Annotated in this window: 25 protein-coding genes; 14 read left to right on the top strand and 11 right to left on the bottom strand. The window is 74.9% G+C overall.

From position 1 onward, the window contains the following. The 3 genes from B0E53_RS17440 to B0E53_RS17430 all read right to left on the bottom strand — a co-directional run. The coding region (locus B0E53_RS17440; RefSeq protein ID WP_107077040.1) for a hypothetical protein at positions 1-557 on the bottom strand (557 nt) is incomplete at its 3' end. A 2-nt stretch (positions 558-559) separates the two neighbouring features. Continuing rightward, entirely contained in the window at positions 560-1336 is a 777-nt protein-coding gene (locus B0E53_RS17435) for an ABC transporter permease (RefSeq protein WP_107077039.1), read from the bottom strand. Continuing rightward, positions 1333-2232 carry an ATP-binding cassette domain-containing protein gene (locus B0E53_RS17430; RefSeq protein ID WP_107077038.1) on the bottom strand — a complete coding sequence of 300 codons (900 nt, stop codon included), beginning with the start codon at positions 2230-2232 and terminating at the stop codon, positions 1333-1335. The genes B0E53_RS17435 and B0E53_RS17430 overlap by 4 nt, the downstream gene beginning before the upstream one ends. A 133-nt stretch (positions 2233-2365) precedes the next feature. Between B0E53_RS17430 and B0E53_RS17425 the strand changes: the two genes are divergently transcribed. The 3 genes from B0E53_RS17425 to B0E53_RS17415 all read left to right on the top strand — a co-directional run bounded on the left by B0E53_RS17425 (position 2366) and on the right by B0E53_RS17415 (position 4835). Continuing rightward, positions 2366-3604 (top strand): histidine kinase, encoded by a 1239-nt coding sequence (locus B0E53_RS17425; protein WP_107077037.1) that lies wholly within the window; start codon positions 2366-2368, stop codon positions 3602-3604. Beyond that, positions 3601-4278 (top strand): response regulator transcription factor, encoded by a 678-nt coding sequence (locus tag B0E53_RS17420; RefSeq protein WP_107077036.1) that lies wholly within the window; start codon positions 3601-3603, stop codon positions 4276-4278. Before B0E53_RS17425 ends, B0E53_RS17420 begins: the two co-directional genes overlap by 4 nt. 104 nt (positions 4279-4382) lie before the next feature. Further along, positions 4383-4835, top strand: a complete 453-nt coding sequence (locus B0E53_RS17415; protein WP_107077035.1) for a hypothetical protein — start codon at positions 4383-4385, stop codon at positions 4833-4835. Positions 4836-4965: 130 nt separating this feature from the next. On the opposite strand, the gene B0E53_RS17410 is transcribed toward B0E53_RS17415, so the two are convergent. Then, positions 4966-5742 carry a D-Ala-D-Ala carboxypeptidase family metallohydrolase gene (locus B0E53_RS17410; RefSeq protein WP_107077034.1) on the bottom strand — a complete coding sequence of 259 codons (777 nt, stop codon included), beginning with the start codon at positions 5740-5742 and terminating at the stop codon, positions 4966-4968. Positions 5743-6081: 339 nt separating this feature from the next. On the opposite strand from B0E53_RS17410, the gene B0E53_RS17405 reads away from it, so the two are divergent. Next, positions 6082-6723 carry a DUF6642 family protein gene (locus tag B0E53_RS17405; protein WP_091313069.1) on the top strand — a complete coding sequence of 214 codons (642 nt, stop codon included), beginning with the start codon at positions 6082-6084 and terminating at the stop codon, positions 6721-6723. Between the two features lie 32 nt (positions 6724-6755). Next, positions 6756-7220 carry a PPOX class F420-dependent oxidoreductase gene (locus B0E53_RS17400; protein ID WP_107077033.1) on the top strand — a complete coding sequence of 155 codons (465 nt, stop codon included), beginning with the start codon at positions 6756-6758 and terminating at the stop codon, positions 7218-7220. A 2-nt stretch (positions 7221-7222) separates the two neighbouring features. Here the strand turns inward: B0E53_RS17400 and B0E53_RS17395 are convergent, their stop codons facing one another. Together B0E53_RS17395 and B0E53_RS17390 are read right to left on the bottom strand one after the other, a co-directional pair. Further along, on the bottom strand, positions 7223-7864 hold the full coding sequence (locus tag B0E53_RS17395) for an NAD(P)H-binding protein (RefSeq protein ID WP_107077032.1): 642 nt from the start codon (positions 7862-7864) through the stop codon (positions 7223-7225). A 121-nt stretch (positions 7865-7985) separates the two neighbouring features. Beyond that, positions 7986-9218, bottom strand: a complete 1233-nt coding sequence (locus B0E53_RS17390) for a serine hydrolase domain-containing protein (RefSeq protein WP_107077031.1) — start codon at positions 9216-9218, stop codon at positions 7986-7988. A gap of 66 nt (positions 9219-9284) precedes the next feature. Between B0E53_RS17390 and B0E53_RS17385 the strand changes: the two genes are divergently transcribed. The 5 genes from B0E53_RS17385 to B0E53_RS17365 all read left to right on the top strand — a co-directional run bounded on the left by B0E53_RS17385 (position 9285) and on the right by B0E53_RS17365 (position 12359). Beyond that, positions 9285-9878, top strand: a complete 594-nt coding sequence (locus tag B0E53_RS17385) for a pentapeptide repeat-containing protein (protein WP_107077030.1) — start codon at positions 9285-9287, stop codon at positions 9876-9878. A gap of 54 nt (positions 9879-9932) precedes the next feature. Beyond that, positions 9933-10385, top strand: a complete 453-nt coding sequence (locus tag B0E53_RS17380) for a pyridoxamine 5'-phosphate oxidase family protein (RefSeq protein WP_107077029.1) — start codon at positions 9933-9935, stop codon at positions 10383-10385. Between the two features lie 176 nt (positions 10386-10561). Next, positions 10562-11440: a hypothetical protein gene (locus B0E53_RS17375; RefSeq protein WP_246835450.1), complete on the top strand. Its 879-nt coding sequence runs from the start codon at positions 10562-10564 to the stop codon at positions 11438-11440. A 78-nt stretch (positions 11441-11518) separates the two neighbouring features. After that, positions 11519-11956: a nitroreductase family deazaflavin-dependent oxidoreductase gene (locus tag B0E53_RS17370; protein ID WP_107077028.1), complete on the top strand. Its 438-nt coding sequence runs from the start codon at positions 11519-11521 to the stop codon at positions 11954-11956. Positions 11957-12047: 91 nt separating this feature from the next. Beyond that, positions 12048-12359 (top strand): hypothetical protein, encoded by a 312-nt coding sequence (locus B0E53_RS17365; protein WP_107077027.1) that lies wholly within the window; start codon positions 12048-12050, stop codon positions 12357-12359. Positions 12360-12428: 69 nt separating this feature from the next. Here B0E53_RS17365 and dacB read toward each other — a convergent pair whose 3' ends face one another. Continuing rightward, positions 12429-14012: a D-alanyl-D-alanine carboxypeptidase/D-alanyl-D-alanine-endopeptidase gene (gene dacB / locus B0E53_RS17360; RefSeq protein WP_107077026.1), complete on the bottom strand. Its 1584-nt coding sequence runs from the start codon at positions 14010-14012 to the stop codon at positions 12429-12431. A 316-nt stretch (positions 14013-14328) separates the two neighbouring features. On the opposite strand from dacB, the gene B0E53_RS17355 reads away from it, so the two are divergent. After that, a complete protein-coding gene (locus tag B0E53_RS17355; protein WP_107077025.1) occupies positions 14329-14610 on the top strand; it encodes an iron-sulfur cluster biosynthesis family protein in 282 nt (93 codons plus the stop codon). Between the two features lies 1 nt (position 14611). Here B0E53_RS17355 and B0E53_RS17350 read toward each other — a convergent pair whose 3' ends face one another. The 4 genes from B0E53_RS17350 to B0E53_RS17335 all read right to left on the bottom strand — a co-directional run bounded on the left by B0E53_RS17350 (position 14612) and on the right by B0E53_RS17335 (position 18488). Further along, positions 14612-15715: a beta family protein gene (locus B0E53_RS17350; protein WP_210406105.1), complete on the bottom strand. Its 1104-nt coding sequence runs from the start codon at positions 15713-15715 to the stop codon at positions 14612-14614. A gap of 158 nt (positions 15716-15873) precedes the next feature. Continuing rightward, positions 15874-16446, bottom strand: coding sequence for a PepSY domain-containing protein (locus B0E53_RS17345; protein ID WP_146167691.1), 573 nt, complete (start codon positions 16444-16446; stop codon positions 15874-15876). 78 nt (positions 16447-16524) lie between these two features. Then, positions 16525-17799 carry a HAMP domain-containing sensor histidine kinase gene (locus B0E53_RS17340; RefSeq protein ID WP_107077023.1) on the bottom strand — a complete coding sequence of 425 codons (1275 nt, stop codon included), beginning with the start codon at positions 17797-17799 and terminating at the stop codon, positions 16525-16527. Beyond that, entirely contained in the window at positions 17796-18488 is a 693-nt protein-coding gene (locus B0E53_RS17335; protein ID WP_107077022.1) for a response regulator transcription factor, read from the bottom strand. The genes B0E53_RS17340 and B0E53_RS17335 overlap by 4 nt, the downstream gene beginning before the upstream one ends. 103 nt (positions 18489-18591) lie before the next feature. Here B0E53_RS17335 and B0E53_RS17330 point away from each other — a divergent pair, with 103 nt between their 5' ends. From B0E53_RS17330 to B0E53_RS17320, 3 genes are all read left to right on the top strand, one after another. Continuing rightward, positions 18592-19062 (top strand): septum formation initiator, encoded by a 471-nt coding sequence (locus B0E53_RS17330; RefSeq protein ID WP_107077021.1) that lies wholly within the window; start codon positions 18592-18594, stop codon positions 19060-19062. A gap of 170 nt (positions 19063-19232) precedes the next feature. Next, a complete protein-coding gene (locus B0E53_RS17325) occupies positions 19233-19634 on the top strand; it encodes a hypothetical protein (protein WP_107077020.1) in 402 nt (133 codons plus the stop codon). A 47-nt stretch (positions 19635-19681) separates the two neighbouring features. Next, positions 19682-19878 (top strand): hypothetical protein (locus B0E53_RS17320; protein ID WP_146167690.1); only part of this gene is annotated, 197 nt, incomplete at its 3' end.

The raw sequence follows: 19878 nt of genomic DNA, 5'->3' as shown, positions 1-19878 counted from the left end.
AACGCGTCCGCCCCGGCCGGCAGCCCCGGCAGGCCCTCGACCCAGCGCCGGTACGCCGACCCGTACGGGTCCTGCTCGACCCAGGGCCAGCCCTGCCCGGTGAACGCCGCGCGCAAGCCCGCCGGGCCGAGGTCGGACCGCTCCCGGGCCAGCTCGCCGCCGGCGGCGTCCAGCAGCACCAGCGCCCGCCCGTCGAGGAAGACGCCGGTGACCGCGGCCCGCGCCACGTCCCGGCCGTGGCCGTCGCGGTGCAGCCGGACGGAGGTACGCCCCACCGTCACGGTCAACCGTTCGCGGGTGCCCATGAAGGCGAGCACCAGGCCGGCCAGGGCGGCCAGCCCCGCCCCGACCGGGTACGACCGCTCCTCCGGCCACCGGTCCAGCAGCGCGAACCAGCCCTGGAACGGGAACCAGGGCAGGCCGGCCACCCAGCCGGACGCGGCCGTCAGCGCCGCGCCCAGCCCCGCCCCGAGCAGCGGGAACCCGGCCCACATCAGCACCAGCTCGCCGGCGCCGCCGCTGACCACGACGGCCTCGCCGGATCCCCGCGCCGCCACGGTCAGGACACCTCCCGGCGCAGCGTACGGAGCAGCCCGGCGGCCAGCGGGACGAGCAGCCACACGGCCAGCGACACCCCGAGCCGGCCCCACTGCCCGGCCGTCATCTCCGGGCCGAGCAGGGGCTCCATGGTGACCGAGGTATCCAGCCACCGCGCCGGCTCGCGCAGCGCCCGGATCATCGCGGCGAGGATGGTCCACACGGTGGGCAGCAGCAGATAGGTGACGATCGCCAGCGGCGTGTTCAGCAGCAGCAGGCCGAAGCCCGCGCCCAGGAGCACGTTCGCCACCTGGAACACCGCCGCGTACGGCAGCAGGTGCCAGTCGAAGGCCCAGGTGCCCGCGCCGCCGGTGGCCCGGGCGGCCAGCGTGCCGGCGGCGGCGACGGCCAGGCTGACCAGCACCGAGGCCAGCGCGGCGAGCACCACGGCCGCGAGCTTCGCGGTGACCACCCGCTCCCGGCGGGGCACCAGGGCGAAGGTGGTCAGGGCGGTGCGCTGCGACCACTCCCCGGTGATGGAGAGGATGCCCAGCACCGGCAGGAGCAGCCCCACCGGGAACAGCGACGGGGTGAAGAAGGCGGTGAAGGTCTGCTCCGGGTCCTCGAGCACGAAGACCTGCACCGCCACGATGGCCGCCGCGACCAGCCCCATGGTGATCAGGAGCCAGCGTCCGGCCCGGGTGTCGGCGAGCTTGCGCAGCTCCACCCCGGTCAGCCGGGCCAGCGAGGGTCCGGCGGCGGCCTGGCGGCGCAGGGCGGGGGCGGTGACGGCGGTCATCGGACAGCCTCCTTCGTGGACGCGCCGGCGGTGAGGGTGAGGAAGAGCTGTTCGAGGCCGCCGCTGCCGGCCGGGCGCAGCTCGGTGAGGACCAGCCCGGCGTCCGCCGCGGCCTGGCCGACGGCCTCCGGTTCGGCCCGCACGATGTAGCCGCCGTCGGTGCCGGCGGTGGCCGGCAGGCCGGCCCGGTCCAGGGTGAGTCGCAGGGCGTGCTGGTCCCGGGCGCGGACCAGGGTGCCGGCGCCGGCCAGCAGTTCGTCCTTGGCGCCCTGGGCGACCACCCGCCCGCCGCCGATCACCACGAGGCGGTCGGCCACCGCCTCCACCTCGCGCAGCAGGTGCGAGGAGAGCAGCACGGTGCCGCCCCGGTCGGCGAAGTCGCGCAGCAGGCCGCGCATCCAGAAGATGCCCTCCGGGTCGAGGCCGTTGGCCGGCTCGTCGAGGATCAGCACCCGGGGGTCACCCAGCAGCGCCAGCGCCAGGCCGAGCCGCTGGCGCATGCCCAGGGAGTACGCCCCGACCCGCCGCCGCGCCGCGGTCTCGTTCAGCCCGACCAGGTCCAGTTTCGTGGCGACCTGCCCGCGCTCCACACCCATGGTCCGGGCGGCCAGGGCCAGCGCCTCCCGCCCGGTCCGCCCGGCGTGCTGCGCGGAGGCGTCGAGCAGGACCCCGATCTCCCGCCCCGGGTTGGGCAGCTCCCGGTAGGGCCGTCCGGCGACCGTGGCGCCGCCCGCGCTGGGCGGCGTCATCCCGCAGATCATCCGCATGGTGGTGGACTTGCCGGCGCCGTTCGGGCCGAGGAAGCCGGTCACCGTGCCCGGTTCGCAGCGGAACGAGACATCCTCGACGGCGGTGTGCGGGCCGTACCGCTTGGTGAGATGGTCGACTTCGATCATGCCGTCGAGCCTGCCGGGGCGACCCGGTCGCCCGCTGCGGCCGGCGGTCGGTGGTCGCCGATACCTCGGTCTACCGGCAGGCGTCGACTTTGGTAGCTGGTGGGGCCCGGAAGGAGCTTCCTAGCATGGGTGGATGAGCACTGCCGTCGTACCCGATCACCCCTGGCTGCTGCCGGGCTCCCTGGCTCCCGCCGCCCGGGTGTCCCGGCGTACGCCCCGGGACTGGCTCGTCGACAGCCTGGCCTTCCTGTTCTCGGTGGCCTGGGTGCTGCTCTCCTACGGCGACTCCATGCGGCCGGAGCCGGAATTCGCGATGAACCTCGGGCCGGCCTGGCTCAACCAGCTGGACCTGGCGATCGGGTTGCTGGTCAGCGTCGCCCTCTGGCTGCGCCGGCGCTGGCCGGTCGGGCTGGCCGTGGCCGCCGCGCCGCTGGCCCTCTTCTCGGTCACCTCCGGGATCGCGCTGCTGATCATCCTGTTCACGCTCGTGGTACACCAGCGGCTGGCGGTGGCCCTGGCGCTGGTCGGCTGGCACCTGGTGACGACGCCGCTCTACCTGGCGATCCGCCCCGATCCGGTGCTGCCGTTCTGGGCGGCGGTGGCCTGGACCCTGCTCTTCATCGGCGGGACGGTGGCCTGGGCGCTCTTTGTCCGGGCCCGCCGCCAGCTCGTGCTGTCGCTGCGCGACCGGGCCGAGCGGGCCGAGGCCGAGCAGCAGCTCCGGCTGGACCAGGCCCGCCAGCTCGAACGGACCCGGATCGCCCGGGAGATGCACGACGTGCTGGCGCACCGGATCTCCCTGCTCAGCCTGCACGCCGGCGCCCTGGAGTTCCGCCCGGACGCGCCCCCGGCGGAGGTGGCCCGGGCGGCCGGCGTGATCCGGGCCAGCGCGCACGCCGCGCTGCAGGACCTGCGCGAGGTGATCGGCGTGCTCCGCGCCGAGCCGGCCGCCGAGGCCGCCCCGGAGCGCCCGCAGCCCACCCTCGGCGACGTGCCCGCGCTGGTCGCCGAGTCCCGGACCGCCGGCGTACGGGTCAGCGTGGTGGACGAGGTCACCGACCCGGCGGCGGCGCCGGCGGCGGTCGGGCGCAGCGCGTACCGGATCGTGCAGGAGGGGCTCACCAACGCCCGCAAGCACGCGCCCGGGGCGGTGGTGACCGTCCGGCTGGCCGGCGGCCCCGGCGACGGCCTGGCCGTGGAGATCCGCAACCCGTGGCCGGTCGGCGAGGCGGGCTCGACGATCCCCGGCACCGGCACCGGGCTGGTGGGGGTCGCGGAACGGGTCAGCCTGGCCGGCGGCCGGCTCGACCACGGGCGGGACGCCGACGGCGACTTCCGGCTCACCGCCTGGCTGCCCTGGGCTCCCGCGTGACCGCCGAGCCCCCCGTCCGGGTGCTGATCGTCGACGACGACGCGCTGGTCCGGGCCGCGCTGTCGATGATCCTCGGCGGGGTGCCGGACGTCCGGGTGGTCGGCGAGGCCACCGACGGCGCGGAGGTGCCCGCCGCGGTCGCCGCGTACGCCCCGGACGTGGTGCTCATGGACATCCGGATGCCCCGGGTCGACGGGCTGGCCGCCACCGAGGCGCTACGGGCCGCGCCCGACCCGCCCGAGGTGCTAGTGCTGACCACCTTCGACGCCGACGAGCAGGTGCTGCGGGCGCTCCGTGCCGGGGCGGGCGGCTTCCTGCTCAAGGACACCCCGCCCGCCGAGATCGTGGCGGCGGTGCGCCGGGTCGCGGCCGGCGAGGCGACTCTGTCCCCGGCGGTGACCCGCAAGCTCATCGCGCACGTGACCGCCCCGGCGCCGGCCCGTGCCCCGAACAGCCGGCGGGACCGGGCGCTGCGGCTGCTCGACGGGCTGACCGAGCGGGAGCGGGAGGTCGCCGTGGCACTCGGGCAGGGCCGGACCAACGCGGAGATCTCCGCGGAGCTGTTCATGAGCGTGGCCACCGTGAAGGCGTACGTCTCGCGCCTGCTCACCAAGCTCGACCTGAACAACCGGGTGCAGGTGGCGCTGCTGGTGCAGGACGCCGGGTTGGTCTGAGCGCCTGGCGGGATTGAACTGCTGCCGGCGCGGGGCCGTACCAGTGGTCGAGGATGTGGTGCGGCCGGTCCGCCGCACCGCTGCCGAGCTGCGGGAGGCCTGCCGTGCGAGTTGGTGAGCAGTCGACGGATCCCATCGATCAGATCCTGGGCGAGGTGCCGGTGCCGGCATCGCTGACCCCCGAGGATGTCCGGCTCGCGGTCCGGGCGGTGGTGGTGCACGCCGCCGAGGAGTGGCCAGCCGGACCGAAGTGCCGCAACGACGGCGCCGCGTACCCCTGCCGGCTGCACCGGTGGGGGCGGCGGGTGCTGGAGGCCCATGGCCTCAACGAGCGCCAGATCGACGCCCTGGTACGCCACGGGAACCCGTTCGTGCACGTGCCCTTCCCGTTCGTGCTGTCCGGGCCGTCGGCCGGACGGCCGGCGGCCTCCCAGCCCCCGCGCGGCCCGGCCGGCCGGGCCGCCGCACCTCCGGTGCGGCCCGCTCTCCGGCCCAGCGGTACCGGTCGGCCGGTGGCACCCCCCGCCACCCGGCCGCGCTGGCCCCGGGCGAGCTGACGACCGTTCCGGGTCGCGGCGTGGCGCAGACACGCCGAGCCGGAATGGTCGAAGCTCGGCCGGGGGCACGGGACGGCGGCCCGGCCGCAGGGAGCCCCCACCCCTGCGCCGGGCCGCCGTCGACGTCGGGTCAGCTCACCCCGCAGTCCGGGGCGGACCAGCTGGTGGTGTTCGACGACCGGTCCTGGTTGTTCTCCCGGCGCGAGTCCACGTGGACGTGGTCGTCGTGGTCCGGGTAGCCGGGGCCGTAGAGGCCGCTGAAGCCGTGGTCGCGGGCCGACCGGGCGACCTGGCAGAGCGTCCTGCTGCGGGAGGTCACGTCGGCCGCGTTGCCGTAGAGGTGCTGGCTGTCCGAGGCCCCGCCCACCTGCTGGTTGCAGGCGATGCTGCGGAAGCCGCTGCTGACGTAGAGCGGCGTGTCGCCGAGGCTGCGTCGCAGGGCCTCCAGCTTCCACATGGTGCGCAGTGCCATCCCCCGGGTCGCGGTCGGCGAGAGCGGGCCCCCGCTCCACCCGCCCTTGCCGCAGCCGTTGTCGAGTTCGGTGTAGCTGAAGTGCTTCGGCGTGCAGTCGCTGTCCTGGAGGTCGTAGATCTTGGCGAAGGTCTGGGGGCCGGCGACGCCGTCGGCGCGCAGCCCGTACGCGGACTGGAAGCGGCGCACCGCGGCCGCCGTCTCGGGGCCGTAGATCCCGTCGACCCGGACGATGTCCCGGTACGCGGCCCAGCCGGCCACGCGGATCTGGAGTTGGCGTACGTCCTCGCCGGAGCGCCCCTGGTAGAGGTTCCGGGTCCAGGTGTAGCAGCTGTCGGCGTGGGCCGGCGGCGCCGCGACGACCGTGGCGATCGCGGCCCCGGGCAGGGCCAGCGCGAACGCGACGGCCACCCGTTTGAGCGTGTTGACGCGCACAGAGTTCCTCCCGGTTGAGAGTGATGTGGGGTTGGGACGGGACATCGGCCGGGAAGTCCCGTCCCTTCCACCGTGACAGCCGCCCTGGCGGTTCGTGGCGAATAACCGGAATTGCTCTCGCATTAGGCGCTCACTGGGCATTGCCGGGGAATTGCGGTGAATTGCGAAACACCCATCCCGGTCCGGTCGGCATCGGCGACGACAGAACCGCACGACGGTGACGGAATCCGGCAATCGACCACACCGAGGGTGACGTCGCCTTGTCACCCCGGCCCGGTAACGTCTGCCTCCGAGGCCGGGTACGGCCTCCGGCGACCTTCGCGGGCGGGGAGGTGGGCGTTGGCGCGTGGTGGCGTCTTCTGCGTCGAGGGGCAGTGGCACCGGGACCTCAACGAGCGCGGGTCCGTGCTGCCCACGCTCGAACTGCTCGAACGGCTGGGCCGGATCCGTTTCATCCACAAGGACGCCGCCACCCGCGACGAGCTCTTCTACTTCCTCGACCGCTGGCTGCTCAAGCAGTACGCCGACTACCGGGTCGGCTTCTTCGCCATGCACGGCGAGCCGAGCCGGCTCTGCCTCACCGACTGGGACTCCGTCGAGTTGGCCGACGTCGCGGAGCGGATGGCCGGCCGCTGCGAGGGGCGTCGCCTCTACTTCGGCAGCTGCTCGGTGCTGCGCGCCTCCGACGCCGCGCTGCGCGACTTCCTCGACGTCACCGGGGCCGCGCTGGTCTGCGGCTTCACCCGCGAGGTGGACTGGGTCGAGTCGGCCGCCTTCGAGACCGTGCTGCTCGACGTGCTGGCCAACGGGCAGCGGCACAACGCCGCCGAGCTGCGGATGGGCTCGGCGCACTGGGCGCCGCTCGCCTCCTACCTCGGCTTCCGGGTGATCTACGCCAACGGCCGCGCCTGGCGGCCCAGCGCCCGGCCCCGCGTGCCGGAACAGGCGTCCCCGCGCCGGGTCGCCGGCCGTCCTCGCTGAGGCCCGCCCGGTCCGCCTGGTAGAACCGAGACATGGCACGCAGCATCGCGAGCAACACCCGGGTCGACCGGGACGCCCTGATCGAGTTCCTCCGCCCCCGGCACCGGGTGGTGCTCATGACCACCCGCGCCGACGGCCGCCCGCAGTCGTCCCCGGTCTCCTGCGGCGTCGACGCCGAGGGCCGGCTGGTCATCTCCACGTACCCGGAGCGGGCCAAGGTCACCAACATCCGACGCGACCCCCGGGTCTCCGCGTGCGTGCTCTCCGACGACTGGAACGGGCCGTGGGTGCAGGTCGACGGCACCGCCGAGGTGCTCGACCTGCCGGCGGCGCTCGAACCGCTGGTCGACTACTTCCGCAGCATCTCCGGCGAGCACCCGGACTGGGACGAGTACCGCGCCGCGATGGTAAAGCAGGGCAAGTCGCTGATCCGGGTGACCATCGACAGCTGGGGCCCGATCGCCACCGGCGGCTTCCCCGCCCGGCTGGCCGACTGATTTCAGTACGCCGCCGTGAAGCGGGCGTTGCCGAACCGCGGGTTCTCGATCTCGTCGACGATCGCCACCGCCAGGTCCTCGTAGGTGAGCACCGAGCGGCCCTGCGCGTCGGTGACCGGGTGGTCGGTGCCGGTGCGGTAGTGGCCGGTCCGCTCGCCCGGATGGAACTCCAGCGGCGGCGGCGAGACGTAGGTCCAGGTCACCCCGTCGGCCGAGGAGCGGTAGAACTCCAGGGCGTCGGCCTGACCCTCGGCCGAGTCCCGGTACTCCTCGGGGAAGTCCGGCTCGTCCAGGTAGCGGGTGCCCTTCGGGGTCAGCAACGTCGCCCCGCCGCCCACGTGGATCACCCGGGGCGGGTCGGGCAGCTCGCGCAGGGTGTCGACCAGGGTCCGCGCGGCGTCGCGCCACAGCTCGCGCTCGCCGCCGCCGATGGCCACCACGAACACGTCGGCGTCCTCGGCCAGCTCACGGATGCTCCGGGCCGAGGTCGCGTCACCGGTCACCGTGCGGACCCCGGGCGGCAGGTAGCTGGTCGCCTCCGGGCGGCGCACCGCCGCGGTGACCCGGTGCCCCCGCTCGGCCGCCTCGGCGGCGATCCGCGAGCCCGCGGTGCCACCGGCGCCGAACACGACGATGTCGCTCATGCTCCCCAGGCTAAGGAGCGGGCCGCCCGACCGGTGCCGTTCCGACGAACCGGCCCGGCGTTGGTGGAGCCGCCAGGCCCGACCGGCGCCGGCCGGCGCCGGCCGGCGGACGCGGCAGGTGTCAGTCGACCAGCGCCGAGTAGACGAGCTGGCGCAGCTGGGGGCGGAGCGGGTAGGTGCTCGACGGCATGAGCTGGGTGAAGAGCAGCGCGGTGACCTCCTCGACCGGGTCCACCCAGAAGGCCGTGCTGGCCAGGCCGCCCCAGTAGTACTCGCCCACGCTGCTCGGCACCCGGGACGGCACCGGGTCGAGCACCACGGCGAAGCCCAGCCCGAAGCCGACCCCATCGAGGATCGTCTCGGCGAAGCCCTCCGGGGAGAACGACGCCAGGTCCCGGTTGCCGGGCAGGTGGTTGCGGGTCATGAAGCGCACCGTGCGGGGGCCGAGCAGGCGGACGCCGTCCAGCTCGCCGCCGCGCAGCAGGAACTGGGTGAACCGGTGGTAGTCGGCGGCCGTGGAGACCAGCCCGCCGCCACCGGAGAGGCAGTCCGGCGCGCTGAGCGCGTAGCGGCCGATCGCCTCGGCGCGGACCGCCTGGCCGGTCGCCGGATGGGGGGTGTAGAGCGCGGCCAGGCGCTTGGCGTCCGGCTCGTCGACCCACCAGCGGGTGTCCGTCATGCCCAGCGGCCGGAAGATCCGTTCGGCGAAGAACGCGTCCAGCGACTGCCCGGAGACCACCTCGACCAGCCGGCCCAGCACGTCGGTGGAGACGCCGTAGTTCCAGCTGGTGCCCGGCTGGAAGAGCAGCGGCAGCCGGGCCATCCCGCGGGTCGCCTCGGCCAGGTCCGCGCCGGCCGGCACACCCAGGTCGAAGCCAGCCGCCCGGTAGAGGCCGTCGACCACGCTGACCTGGGCGAAGCCGTACGTCAGGCCGGCCGTGTGGGTGAGCAGGTGCCAGACCCGGACCGGCTCGACCGCCGGCACCGTGTACGGCTTGAGCACCGAGCCCCGGTCGTAGACCCGGACGTCGGCGAACTCCGGCAGCCAGCGGCTGATCGGGTCGTTCAGCTCGAGCCGGCCCTCCTCCCAGAGCATCATGGCGGCGACCGAGGTGATGGGCTTTGTCATCGAGTAGATGCGCCAGAGGGTGTCCGGCTCGACCGGCGCGCCGGCCTCCCGGTCCCGCAGCCCGTACGTCGAGGAGTGGGCCACCTCGCCCCGGCGGGTGACGACGATCTGCCAGCCGGCGAGCCGGCCGTCGTCGACGTACCTGCCGAAGTGCTCGTCGATCCGCGCCAGCCGGGCGGGGTCGAAGCCGATGCGGTCCGGGTCGGTGCTCACTGCGACGCTCACGACGCCGAACCTACCGGCCGGTACGCCGGGCGGGAAGTGTCGGCCGGCCACACTAGTCTCGGCCCCATGCCGGAAACCGTCGAGGACGTCACCTACCGCCACCAGGACTGGTACGCCGAGGAGCTGGTCGACCGGCACTTCGTCCGGTGCGAGTTCTTCCACGTCGACCTCACCGAGGCGGTCAGCCAGGGCGCCACCTTCACCGAGTGCGTTTTCGGCAACGTGGCCCTCAACGCCTCCCGGCACACCGACTCCGCGTTCCACCGCTGCACCTTCAAGCGGTGCAACCTCTTCGAGGCCGAGTTCACCGGCTGCAAGCTGGTCGGCAGCAGCTTCGAGCAGTGCGACCTGCGCCCGCTGCGGGTCGACGGCGGCGACTGGTCCTTCGTCGCCCTGCCCGGCGCCGACCTGCGCGGGGTGCGGATCACCGACGTGCGCATGCGCGAGGTCGACCTGACCGGCGCGGACCTGACCGGCGCGGTGCTCACCGGCGTCGACCTCTCCGGCGCCCAGTTGCACGCCGCCAAGCTGATCCGGGCCGACCTGCGCGGCAGCGACCTGACCGCGCTCGACCCCACGGCGGTGGAGCGGACCGGTGCGGTCGTTGACGTCGAGCAGGCCGTCGTGCTGGTGCAGGCGCTGGGCTTCGAGATCCGCTGACCCGAGCGGGAAAGGCGCCGCCGGGTGTCAGGTTTGCCTGCCAGGCTGACCGGCATGACATGGTGGTCCGACCTGGTGGCGTCCGAACCCGACTTCGCGGCGCGGGTACGCGCCCGCTTCGCCGTCCGCAAGCACGGCACGATGGCGACCCTGCGGCGGGACGGCTCGCCCCGGATCAGCGGCACGGAGTTCGACTTCGCCGACGACGGCCAGCTCCGGCTGGGCAGCATGGCGGGCGCGCTGAAGGCGCTCGACCTGCGCCGCGACCCCCGCGTGGCGCTGCACTCCCCGACCGAGGACACCCCGGAGGACGACCCGGCCTCCTGGGGCGGGGACGCCAAGATCGCCGGCCGGGCGCACGAGGAGCCGGCGGGCGAGGACGGCTCGCACCGGTTCCGCGTCGAGCTGACCGAGGTGGTGCTGACCCGGGTCGGCGACCCGCCGGACCACCTGGTGATGGAGAGCTGGCACCCGGGCCGTGGCCTGCGGCGGCGCGAGCGGCGCTGACCGTCGTGGGTGGCGGGAACGACGGGGCGACGCCGGAGGCGGTCACGGTGAGTCGAGCCGCCGTCGCTACCGATTGGTAACGAAGTGGGAACTGCCCCCCTCCGACATATGGCGCACCGCCGCCCATGATGGAAACGTGAACCGGCGGCCGGAGCGCGGCGGTGAGCGGAGGTTCGGTGGGGCAGCAGGACCACGGTCGGGTCGGCGGCCGGACGTCGTACCCGCACGGGCTGACGCGGTCGGCGCTCCGCCGGCTGGCGCGGGCCCGGAAACGGCGGCGCTGGCTGCTGGAGGCGCTGGCCGCGTTCGCCTGCCTGGCCGCGCTGGTGGCCTATCTCGGCAGCGAGCAGCACGACACGCCCCGGGAGGAGAGCGCCGTGCTGCCCGCCCCGCCGACCGGCCGCCCCGTGCTGCCGCCCCCCGGCGGCGCGCAGGCCGGCGCGGTCACGCCGGGGCTGCGCCCCCGCCAGCGCCCACCCTCGCCCAGCCCGTCACCGTCCACGCCCGCGGTGCCGCCGAGGCTGACGGTGAGCCAGGCCGAGGTGCCGGCGCGGGTCGACCTCAGCGCGGTGGGCCGGCTCGACTGGGTCCAGTGGGGACTGCTCGGCGCCCGGACGCCGGTGCGCAAGCGGCACGGCTCCGGCGACATCCGTGACGAGGGCGGCCGGGGCGAGCGGCAGAGCTACAGCAACAACCCGGAGGCGTACGCGTGGCACGACGGCGCCCCGGTCGGCTCGGCCGACGGCACCATGTCCGGGGTGTACACCTGCGACCGCGGCAACGGGTTCACGCTGGCCGTGGCCGCCGACGGGCAGGACCGCACCGTGCACCTCTACGCCGGGGTGTGGATGGCCCGTGGCCGCCTCGACCTGCGGATCTCCGGTGGCGGGCCGGCCAGCACGCTGCGTCTGGAGGACCCGCACACCGCGCGGACCACCGACTTCACCATCCGGTTCCGTGCCCCGCCCGGCGCGAAGCTGCTGATGACCTGGACAGTGGAGGAGTCCCTGGGGGACTGCGGCAACGTCAGCATCCAGGCGGTCGCGCTGCGCTGACCGCCGATCGTCCGGTGCCCGGCTCCGGCCGCGGGTAGCGTGGGCCCGGCGGCCGACCGACGATCCGGGAGGGACACCATGACCACGAGCGAGCAGGTGCGGGACAGCCCCGAGGGTTGGGTCGCCGCGCACATCCGGCGATACGTGGAGACCGGCGGCGCGGAGGGCCACGAGTGGCGGCCCGGGGTCTTCACCCTGCTGCTCACCACCCGCGGCCGGCGATCGGGCACGTTGCGGCGTACCGCGCTCATCTACGGCCGGGACGGCGACGCCTACCTCGTGGTGGCCTCCCAGGGCGGCGCGCCGCAGCATCCCGCCTGGTACCTCAACCTGCTGGCCGACCCCGAGGCGCAGGTGCAGGTCGGGGCGGACACGTTCCCGGTCCGGGCGCGCACCGCGACGGCGGAGGAGAAGCCCCGGATGTGGCGCACCATGACGGCCGCCTGGCCGGCGTACGACGAGTACCAGACGAAGACCGACCGGGAGATCCCGGTGGTGGTGCTGGAACGGGTCTGAGTCGCCGGGACAGTTTGTCCGTCGCGGCCGGTGCGGGACGCCTTAGGTTTCCGATGTTCCCGTCCGACCATCCGCTGTGGAGGCTCGACCGATGAGCAGCAGGGCCCGCGTCGTCCGTTCCCTTCCGCCGTCCGACGGCGACGTGCTGCGGGAGATCCCGCTGCCGCCGTACGTGAGCGGAGAGGACGCCCAGTTCGCGGTGCGGGCGGTGGTGGTGCATGCGCCACGGCGCTGGTCGGGCGGGACGATCTGCCGCAACGACGCCAGCCCCCACCCGTGCCGGCTGCACCGGTGGGGACGGCGCGTGCTCACGCTGCGCGGCCTGCCGCCGGCCGAGATCGACGCGCTGATCGAGCGCGGCGACCCCGCTGCCGAACCGCGCCCGCCCCGGCCCGGGGCCTGAGCGGTCGGCCCGGGGCCTGAGCGGTCGGCCCGGGGCCCCTGCCCGGTCCCGCGGACAGGGAGCCCGGATTCAGCAGACGGCCGGCTTCACCCAGGAGCACTCCAGGCCCTCGGGCACCCGCGGCGAATCCGGCGCCGTCGGCACCGCCAGCCGCGCCGTGGTCGTCCCCTTCTCGGTGTACGAGGCCAGCGCGATCGCGATCTGGTCCTCCAGCCCCTTCACCGACGAGGTCAGGTAGTTGTTGAGCACGACGGAGAAGGCCAGCACGTGCCCGTCGGCGTCGGTGGCGTAGCCGGAGAGGCTGGACGCGCCGGTCAGGCTGCCGGTCTTGGCGTGCACGTTGTCGGCCGCGGCGGTGCCGCGCATCCGGCTGCGCAGCGTGCCGCCGACGAACCGCTCCGGGTTGCCGGCCACCGGCAGGGCGGCGTACCAGGTGTCGAACCAGGGTTCGGCGCGGACCGCCGAGAGCAGCGCCACGAACTGGGCGGGCGGGATCATGTTGCGCCGGGACAGCCCGGAGCCGTCGCGCTGGCGCAGCGTCCCGGTGTCCATTCCGGAGTCACCGACGTACTCGCCGATCGCGGTCAGTCCGGCGGCCCAGGTGCCCGAGCCGGAGAGCACCCGGCCGAGTTCCTTGGTGAGCACCTCGGCGTGGCCGTTGTTGGAGAGCTTGAGGAACGGCACCATGAGGTCGGCCAGCGGCATCGAGTCGTGCCGGGCGACCGGCTTGGCGTCGTCCGGGGTGGCCTGGCCGAGCACGGTCCGGCCGAGGACCCGCACCCCGTGCCGGAGCAGCGCGGACCGGAAGATGTCGGCGGCGTACCCGGTCGGCTCCCAGACCGTCATCCAGTCGCTCTCCTCGGCCTGGCCGACCGCGATCTGGCCGGTGACCACGATGGTGTTGCCACCGTGCTCGCGCTCGAAGGAGATCGTCGTCTCGCCGGTGGCGACCGTCTCGGCCCGGTTGTCGATCCGCAGCCAGCCGTTGGCCGGCGTCATGGTGACTTTCGGCGGCGTGCCGGCCTGCCCGGCCGGCGCGGCGTGCACGATCACCGTGCCGGCGTCGTAGTCGGTGTCCGGCGCGACGGTCAGCGCGGAGACCTGCGCGGCGTAGTAGTAGGACTCGTCGTCCCAGGTCCAGTCCGGGCCGAGCCGGGTCCGGTCGTAGCGGGTGTCGTCGGCGACCAGGTTGCCGGTCACCACCCGTACGCCCGCGGCGGCCACCTCGGCGGCCAGCCGGTCGTAGTCCTCGGCCAGCATGGTGGGGTCACCCCCGCCGCGCAGGTAGAGGTTGCCGGAGAGCAGCCCGGCCCGGCGTACCCCGTCGCCGGCCACGTCGGTGGTGAAGCGGTGCCCCGGGCCGAGCAGTTCCATGGCCGCCGTCGAGGTGAGCAGCTTGGTGTTCGAGGCGGGAATGAGCCGCCGGTCCCCGTTGCGGTCGTAGAGGGTCTGCCCGGTGGTGGTGTCGACGACGACCACGCCCGCCTGCGCCCCGGCCAGCCGGGAGTCGGCGAGGATCGCGTCGATGGTCGCGTGCAGCCGGGTCTGCGCGGGGGTGGGCGCTTCGGCCGTGGCGGTGGGCGCGCCGGCGAAGGCCGCGGTGGCGACCAGCGCCAGCACCGCGAGCGCCCGGGGGAAGAGACGACGATGCATGTGCCGATGCTGCCATGGAGCTTTCCTCCAGAGAAGACTCCCGTGCGAAAGTTATTGCCGGACGTGGGCCGAACCAGCCGCAATACCCCGAATACAGCGGGAAAAACATTCGTCGGCGCGGCGTCACCGGTCCGGTGTCGACTGACCGGGCTCTATTTGACGGATGCCCGGACAGGGGGCAACGTAGGCCATGAGGGGCGTTCGACCTGCCCTGGTTTGCACGGCGAAGCCTGATTCGCCTTCCCCGGGCCCCGACCGGCCGCGTGGTCCGCGTCGACCGCCCGCGATTCCCGAACCAGCCACGAGGAGTACCGCCATGCTGACCATGACCGAGAACGCCATCCTGGTGATCCGCGACCTGGCCAACCAGCAGGACGTCGCCGAAGCCGGTGGCCTGCGCATCGCCGCCGACACCGACGCCGGCTCGCTCTCCATCGAGCTGGTCGAGCAGCCGATCCAGGGCGACCAGGTGGTGGACAACCAGGGGGCCCGGATCTTCCTCGACTCCGACGCCGCCGAGCTGCTCAACGACACCTCGATGGACGCGACGGTCGACGACGAGGGGATCGTCCAGTTCGGCTTCACCGAGCAGGAGTGACTCACCCGGCTCGGCGGGTCTCGCCGCCGCGCTGCGGCCGGCCGGCGCGCCCCCGCTCGGGACCGTCCTGGTCGGTCCGCCAGGGCCCGCCGCCCTGGTCCCGCTCCGGGGGGAGCAGCGTGGCCAGCACGTGCGCCAGGTGGTGCGACGTGCTCCAGGCGATCCAGTTCGCCGACGAGCCGGCACCCGCGCCGCGCCGCGCCCGGCGCAGGATCTCGTGGTCGCCCCACGAGAAGGTCGCGCCCGCGACCGGCCAGTGCGGGGCCGCGACGAGGGTGCGGCACAGGTCGGCGAAACGGTCGTCACCCCGGCCGCCCCGGCGCGACCACCGGTAGACCCACCACGCCCCGGTCGTGGTGTAGCGCAGCATCGGCAGCCGGTCGCCGGGCCCGTCCGCCCCGGGCATTGCGCAGTCCACGCCGTAGTCGCCGTAGCCGAGACCGAGGTCGGCCAGGCGCTGCCAGAGCTGCCAGTCGAAGCGGTCGACGCGTACCGGCTCGTCGGTGGGGAGCCGGGCGAGCGTGGGCGGCATCCCGCCGGCCGCCACGCTCACCGAGCGCCAGGCGTGCCGCCGGGCCCACTCCGCCAGCCGCCGGACCCGGGGCTCGGCCAGCCGGACGTCGGCCGGGCAGCACACGTCCCCCGCGTCGACGAGCAGGTCACACTGCTCCGGCACCAGCCGGGTCAGCCGCCACACCCGTTCCACCGCGGCCGTGGTCGCGTCCGGGCCGTCCCGGTCCTGCCCGGTCCGCAGCCGGACCACCGCCCGCCGCCCGTACGCGCGGGCGGCCGCGCCGTGCGCCAACAGCCGCCGGTTGCCCTCCGCGAGCCCGATCACCGGCACCAGCGGTACGCCCCAGCGGACCAGTTCGCTCTCCGGCGAGTCGGGCAGCGCCGACACGTCGACGGCGGGAAGGAGCCCGGCCGGCAGCCGGCCGAGCAGGTCCACGGTGCACGGATCCACCGCGTGGACGTCAATGACCGGAGCGAGCAGCGGAGCGCTGGCGTCGTCGAGATGGGCCAGCGCCTCCAGCTCACCCCGGCGACCGGCCAGCACAGGGCGGTAGACCGGTTCCGCCGCCCGACCCCCGTGGGCGGGCACCATACTTCAATGTAGCGACCCGATCGCGTTCCGCCACAGGCTTTCCGTGCGTAGTCGACCTGCCATCCGTCCTGCTGGGGGTGCGCGGCGCCCGCAAGCCCGACGGCCCGCACCAGCGCGGGGCCGGGCGGAACCCGTCCGCCCGGACCCAGGACCGGCGCTCAGTCGTCGCTGTCGGACCGGTCCCCGCCGTGGTCGTCGTACCGGTCGTCGCCGCCGTGGTCGTCGTACCGGTCGTCCGTGCGGCGTCCGTCGTCCGTGCGGCGGGTGCCGTCGGCCCGCTGCTCGACCTCGACCACGGCGCCGTCGCCCCGGTCGACCTTCACCTCGTAGGTGCTGCCGGCGCGGGCGACCTTGACGCTCCACACACGACGGCCGTGCTCCGTCTCGGCCTCGATCTCCACGATCCGGCCACCGCCGAGGCGGGCCAGCGCGACCGTGCCGGCCCGCTGACCGTCGACCACGCCGCGCTCGCCCGAGGTGTTCGAAGCGCCGCCGGGCCGGGCCGGGCCCGCGGTCGCCGAGTCGTCCGGTCCGGGACTGTCGTCCGCCAACCCGGGGTCGCCGCCGTTGCTCCCGCCCGCTCGGTCCGGGTTGTCATCGGCGCTCACGGCGGCCGGCACGGTGCTCGGGGCCGACCCGTCGGCCGTGGTCACGCCGATCGCCGCGCCCGTTACCGCCAGCACCGCGGCCCCGCCCATCGCTGCCAGGACCAGGGAAGTTCGTCGCATCATCTCCACCTCTCCTCGATTTGTGCATCGAGGATCGATCCGGGGCGCCTAGCGGCGCGCTACCCGAGGTCTAAGCCCGGGTTAAGGCCGCGCCGCCCCGAGCCGGAGCGTCACGGCCGCCCCGCCGTCGGGACCGCTGCCCAGCTCCAGCCGGCCGCCGCCGGCCCGCGCGGCCCGGTCGGCGATGTCCAGGCCGAGCCCGGTCGACCCGGCCCGGCTGGCGCCCCGCCGGACCGACCCGGGCGGCAGGCCCGGGCCCGCGTCCGCCACGGTCAGCGCCACCTGCCCGGCGTGCGGGGCGAGCCGGACGGTGAAGGGCGTCCCGTCGGGCGTGTGCGCGAAGACGTTGTCCAGCAGCGCGTCCACGGCGGCCGCCAACTCGTCGCCGGCCACCCGCACCGGCAACGGTCCGGGCGCCAGGTCGAGCGTGACGCTCCGCCCGGTGTCCTCGGCGAGGACCGACCAGAACGCCACCCGCTCGCCGACCACTGCGGTCGCGTCGCAGCCGCCGCCCTTCGCCGCCGTGCTGCGCCAGCGGGCCTGCCGGATCACGCCGGTGACCGCCCGTTCCAGGCCGTCGACGGCGGTGGTCAGCCGGGCCGCGTCGTCCGGGTCGCGCAGCGACTCGGCCTCCAGCCGCAGCACAGTCAGCGGGGTGCGCAGCCGGTGCGACAGGTCGGCCACCTGCTCGCGTTCCTCGCGCAGCAGCACCTGGATCCGCTCGGCCAGGTGATTCAGCGCGCCCGCGACCTCCCGCAGCTCGGCCGGTCCGGCCGGCTCGACCCGGGCGTCGAGTTCGGCGTTGGCGAGCCGGTGGGAGACCGCGCCGAGGTCGGCGATCGGCCGGACCAGGGTGCGGGCCAGCCGGTCGGCCACGACCAGCCCGACCAGCACCAGGAGCACGCCGAGCAGCGCCAGCACGAGCCAGGCCCGGGTCACCCCGGCGGTCAGCTCCGCGCGGGGCACGACGGTGCGGATCACCGCGGTCCCGTCCGGCCGGCCCTGGACCGCGATGACCACCTCCCGGCCGGCGGCGGACTCGACGGTGAGGCTCTGCCCCCGCGCGGCGAGGGCCACCGCCGGGGTACGCGGGACCCGCGCGCCGAGCACGCTGCCGTCGGGCAGGAACACGCTCACCTCGCGGCCCGAGTCGGCGGTGAGCTGATCGACGGTCAGCCGGACGGTGTCCGGATCGGCCGTGCCGACCACCGGGACCAGGCCCTGCGCGTCGGCGGCGGCCCGGACGGTCGCCCGGTCCGCGGCGACGGTGCGGACCAGCACGGCCAGCGGCACCAGGAACGCGACCATGACGAGCACCCCGACCGCGGCGACCAGCAGCGCCAGTCGGCCCCTCACCGGGTGCTACCCGGGGCGTCCAGCCGCACCCCGGCTCCCCGGACCGTGTGCAGGTAGCGCGGCTCCTGGGCGCTCTCGCCGAGCTTGCGGCGCAGCCAGGACAGGTGCACGTCGACGGTCTTGTCGGCCCCGCCGTACGGGATCCGCCACACCTCGGTGAGCAGTTCCCGCTTCGTGACCACCTGCCCCGGCCGGCCGGCGAGGTGGTGCAGCAGGTCGAACTCGCGGGGGGTCAACTCGACCGGCGCGTCGTCCAGCGTGACCAGCCGGGCCCGCGGGTCGATCCGCAGCCCACCGACCACGAGCACCGGGTCCGTCGCGGGGTCGCCGGCCGAGCGGCGCAGCACCGCCCGGACCCGGGCGTCCAGCTGCGCCGCGGTGAACGGCTTCACCAGGTAGTCGTCGGCGCCGGCGTCGAGCATCCGGACGATCTCGGCCTCGTCGTCGCGGGCGGTGGCCACGATGACCGGCACCGGGCTGACCGCGCGCAGCATCCGCAGCAGCTCGCCACCGTCCAGATCGGGCAGTCCGAGGTCGAGCACCACGAGGTCAGGCCGGTCGTCGAGCGCGTCGCGCAGCCCGTCCAGCGCGGTCGAGGCCGCGGCGACCGCGTGCCCGCGCTCCCGCAGGGCCCGGAGCAGCGGCGTACGGATGGTCAGGTCGTCCTCGACGAGCAGCAGCCGGGCCACGGTTGGCAGGTTAGCCCCTCCCTGCGCCCGGCCCGGCCCGCGTTAACCGAGCCTTAGCGTTGCCCCGAGCCCGGCTCAACACAGGATCGGGGAGACTCGGGACATGGGCCGTCGTCCGCTCCTCGCCGCCGCCGGTTGGCTGGCCACCACCGTCGCCGCCACCCTGGTCGGGCTGGCCGCGATCCAACTGGTCGGCGCGGGCATCACCGGCACCCCGGGCGGCGTACGCGACCAGCGGGAGGTGGCCCGCGCGCTCGCCTCGCCCGCGCCCGTGACCACGACGCCGGCGGACCCCACGGTAGGCGGGACGCCGACCGCCACCGCGGCGAGCCGCCCACCGCCCCCCGGCGGGGCCCGGCGCAGCTTCGTCACGGGCGGGGGCACGGCGGTCGCCGAGTGCGGGCCGAGCGGGGTACGCCTGGTGTCCTGGTCCCCGGCGCAGGGCAACCGGGTGAAGGACATCGACCGGGGGCCGGACGACCACGTCGAGGTGCGCTTCGTCGGCGCCGAGGGGGAGCACGAACTCCGGCTGCGGTGCCGCGGCGGCGAGCCGGTCGTCACCCCCCACGATTGAGTTTCCGCAGCTCAGCGGGGTCAACTGTCCTTGATCGGACAGCGCTGTCGCTGGTTGGCGGGCGGTGGGTCGGCATAGCTTCGGGAACACGGAGGGTGATCGCCGTCGATCGTCCCGCCCGCCACGTACGCCTCGCCGCCGCCGCCGCACCGGCGGCAGAGAGGACCGCCATGTCCAGCTCCAGATCGAGGAGGGGAGCGGTCGGCCAGCCCGCCCCCGACGCGGAGGAGGCCGCCCGCGCCGACACCGAGATCAACTCGTGCACCTCGGCCGGACTGCCGGCCACCGCCCGCGTGCTGTTCGCCGTGGTCGACGCGAACGGCAGCCTGGTCCGCGGGCTCGGCGCCACCTCGGCCGCCCGGCTGGCCGCCGGGATGTACCAGGTCGCCTTCGACCAGGACGTCGCCGGCGCCGCCTACGTCGGCACCGTGGGTCCCGCCGGCGGCGGGCTCGCGCCGCAGGGGGCCATCACGGTGGCGCCACGAACCGGCATCCCGAACGCGGTCTTCGTCGAGACGTACGCGGCGAGTGGCCACACCGACCGCCCGTTCCATCTGGCCGTGCTCACCTGACCGGCGCGGGGCGGTGCCGGGCGTACGTCCTGTGGCAGCATCGCGCGGTGCGTCCCCACCGCCTGCTCGTCGCGGCCGCGGCCCTGTTGGCCCTCGCCCACCTGATCGGGCGCTGGTACGACCAGCCGCTGCTGCCCGCCGCGCAGGCCCTCGCCTGGTGCGCCCTGGCCGGCGCCGCGCTGACCGCGCCCGGACCGCCTCCGCGCGCCCGGTACGGGCTGGCGGTGGCCGGCGTCGCCCTCGC

This window comes from Micromonospora sp. MH33 (assembly GCF_003013775.1).
Taxonomy (GTDB): Bacteria; Actinomycetota; Actinomycetes; order Mycobacteriales; family Micromonosporaceae; genus Micromonospora; species Micromonospora fulviviridis.
This window is presented reverse-complemented; position numbering and strand designations above follow the sequence as displayed.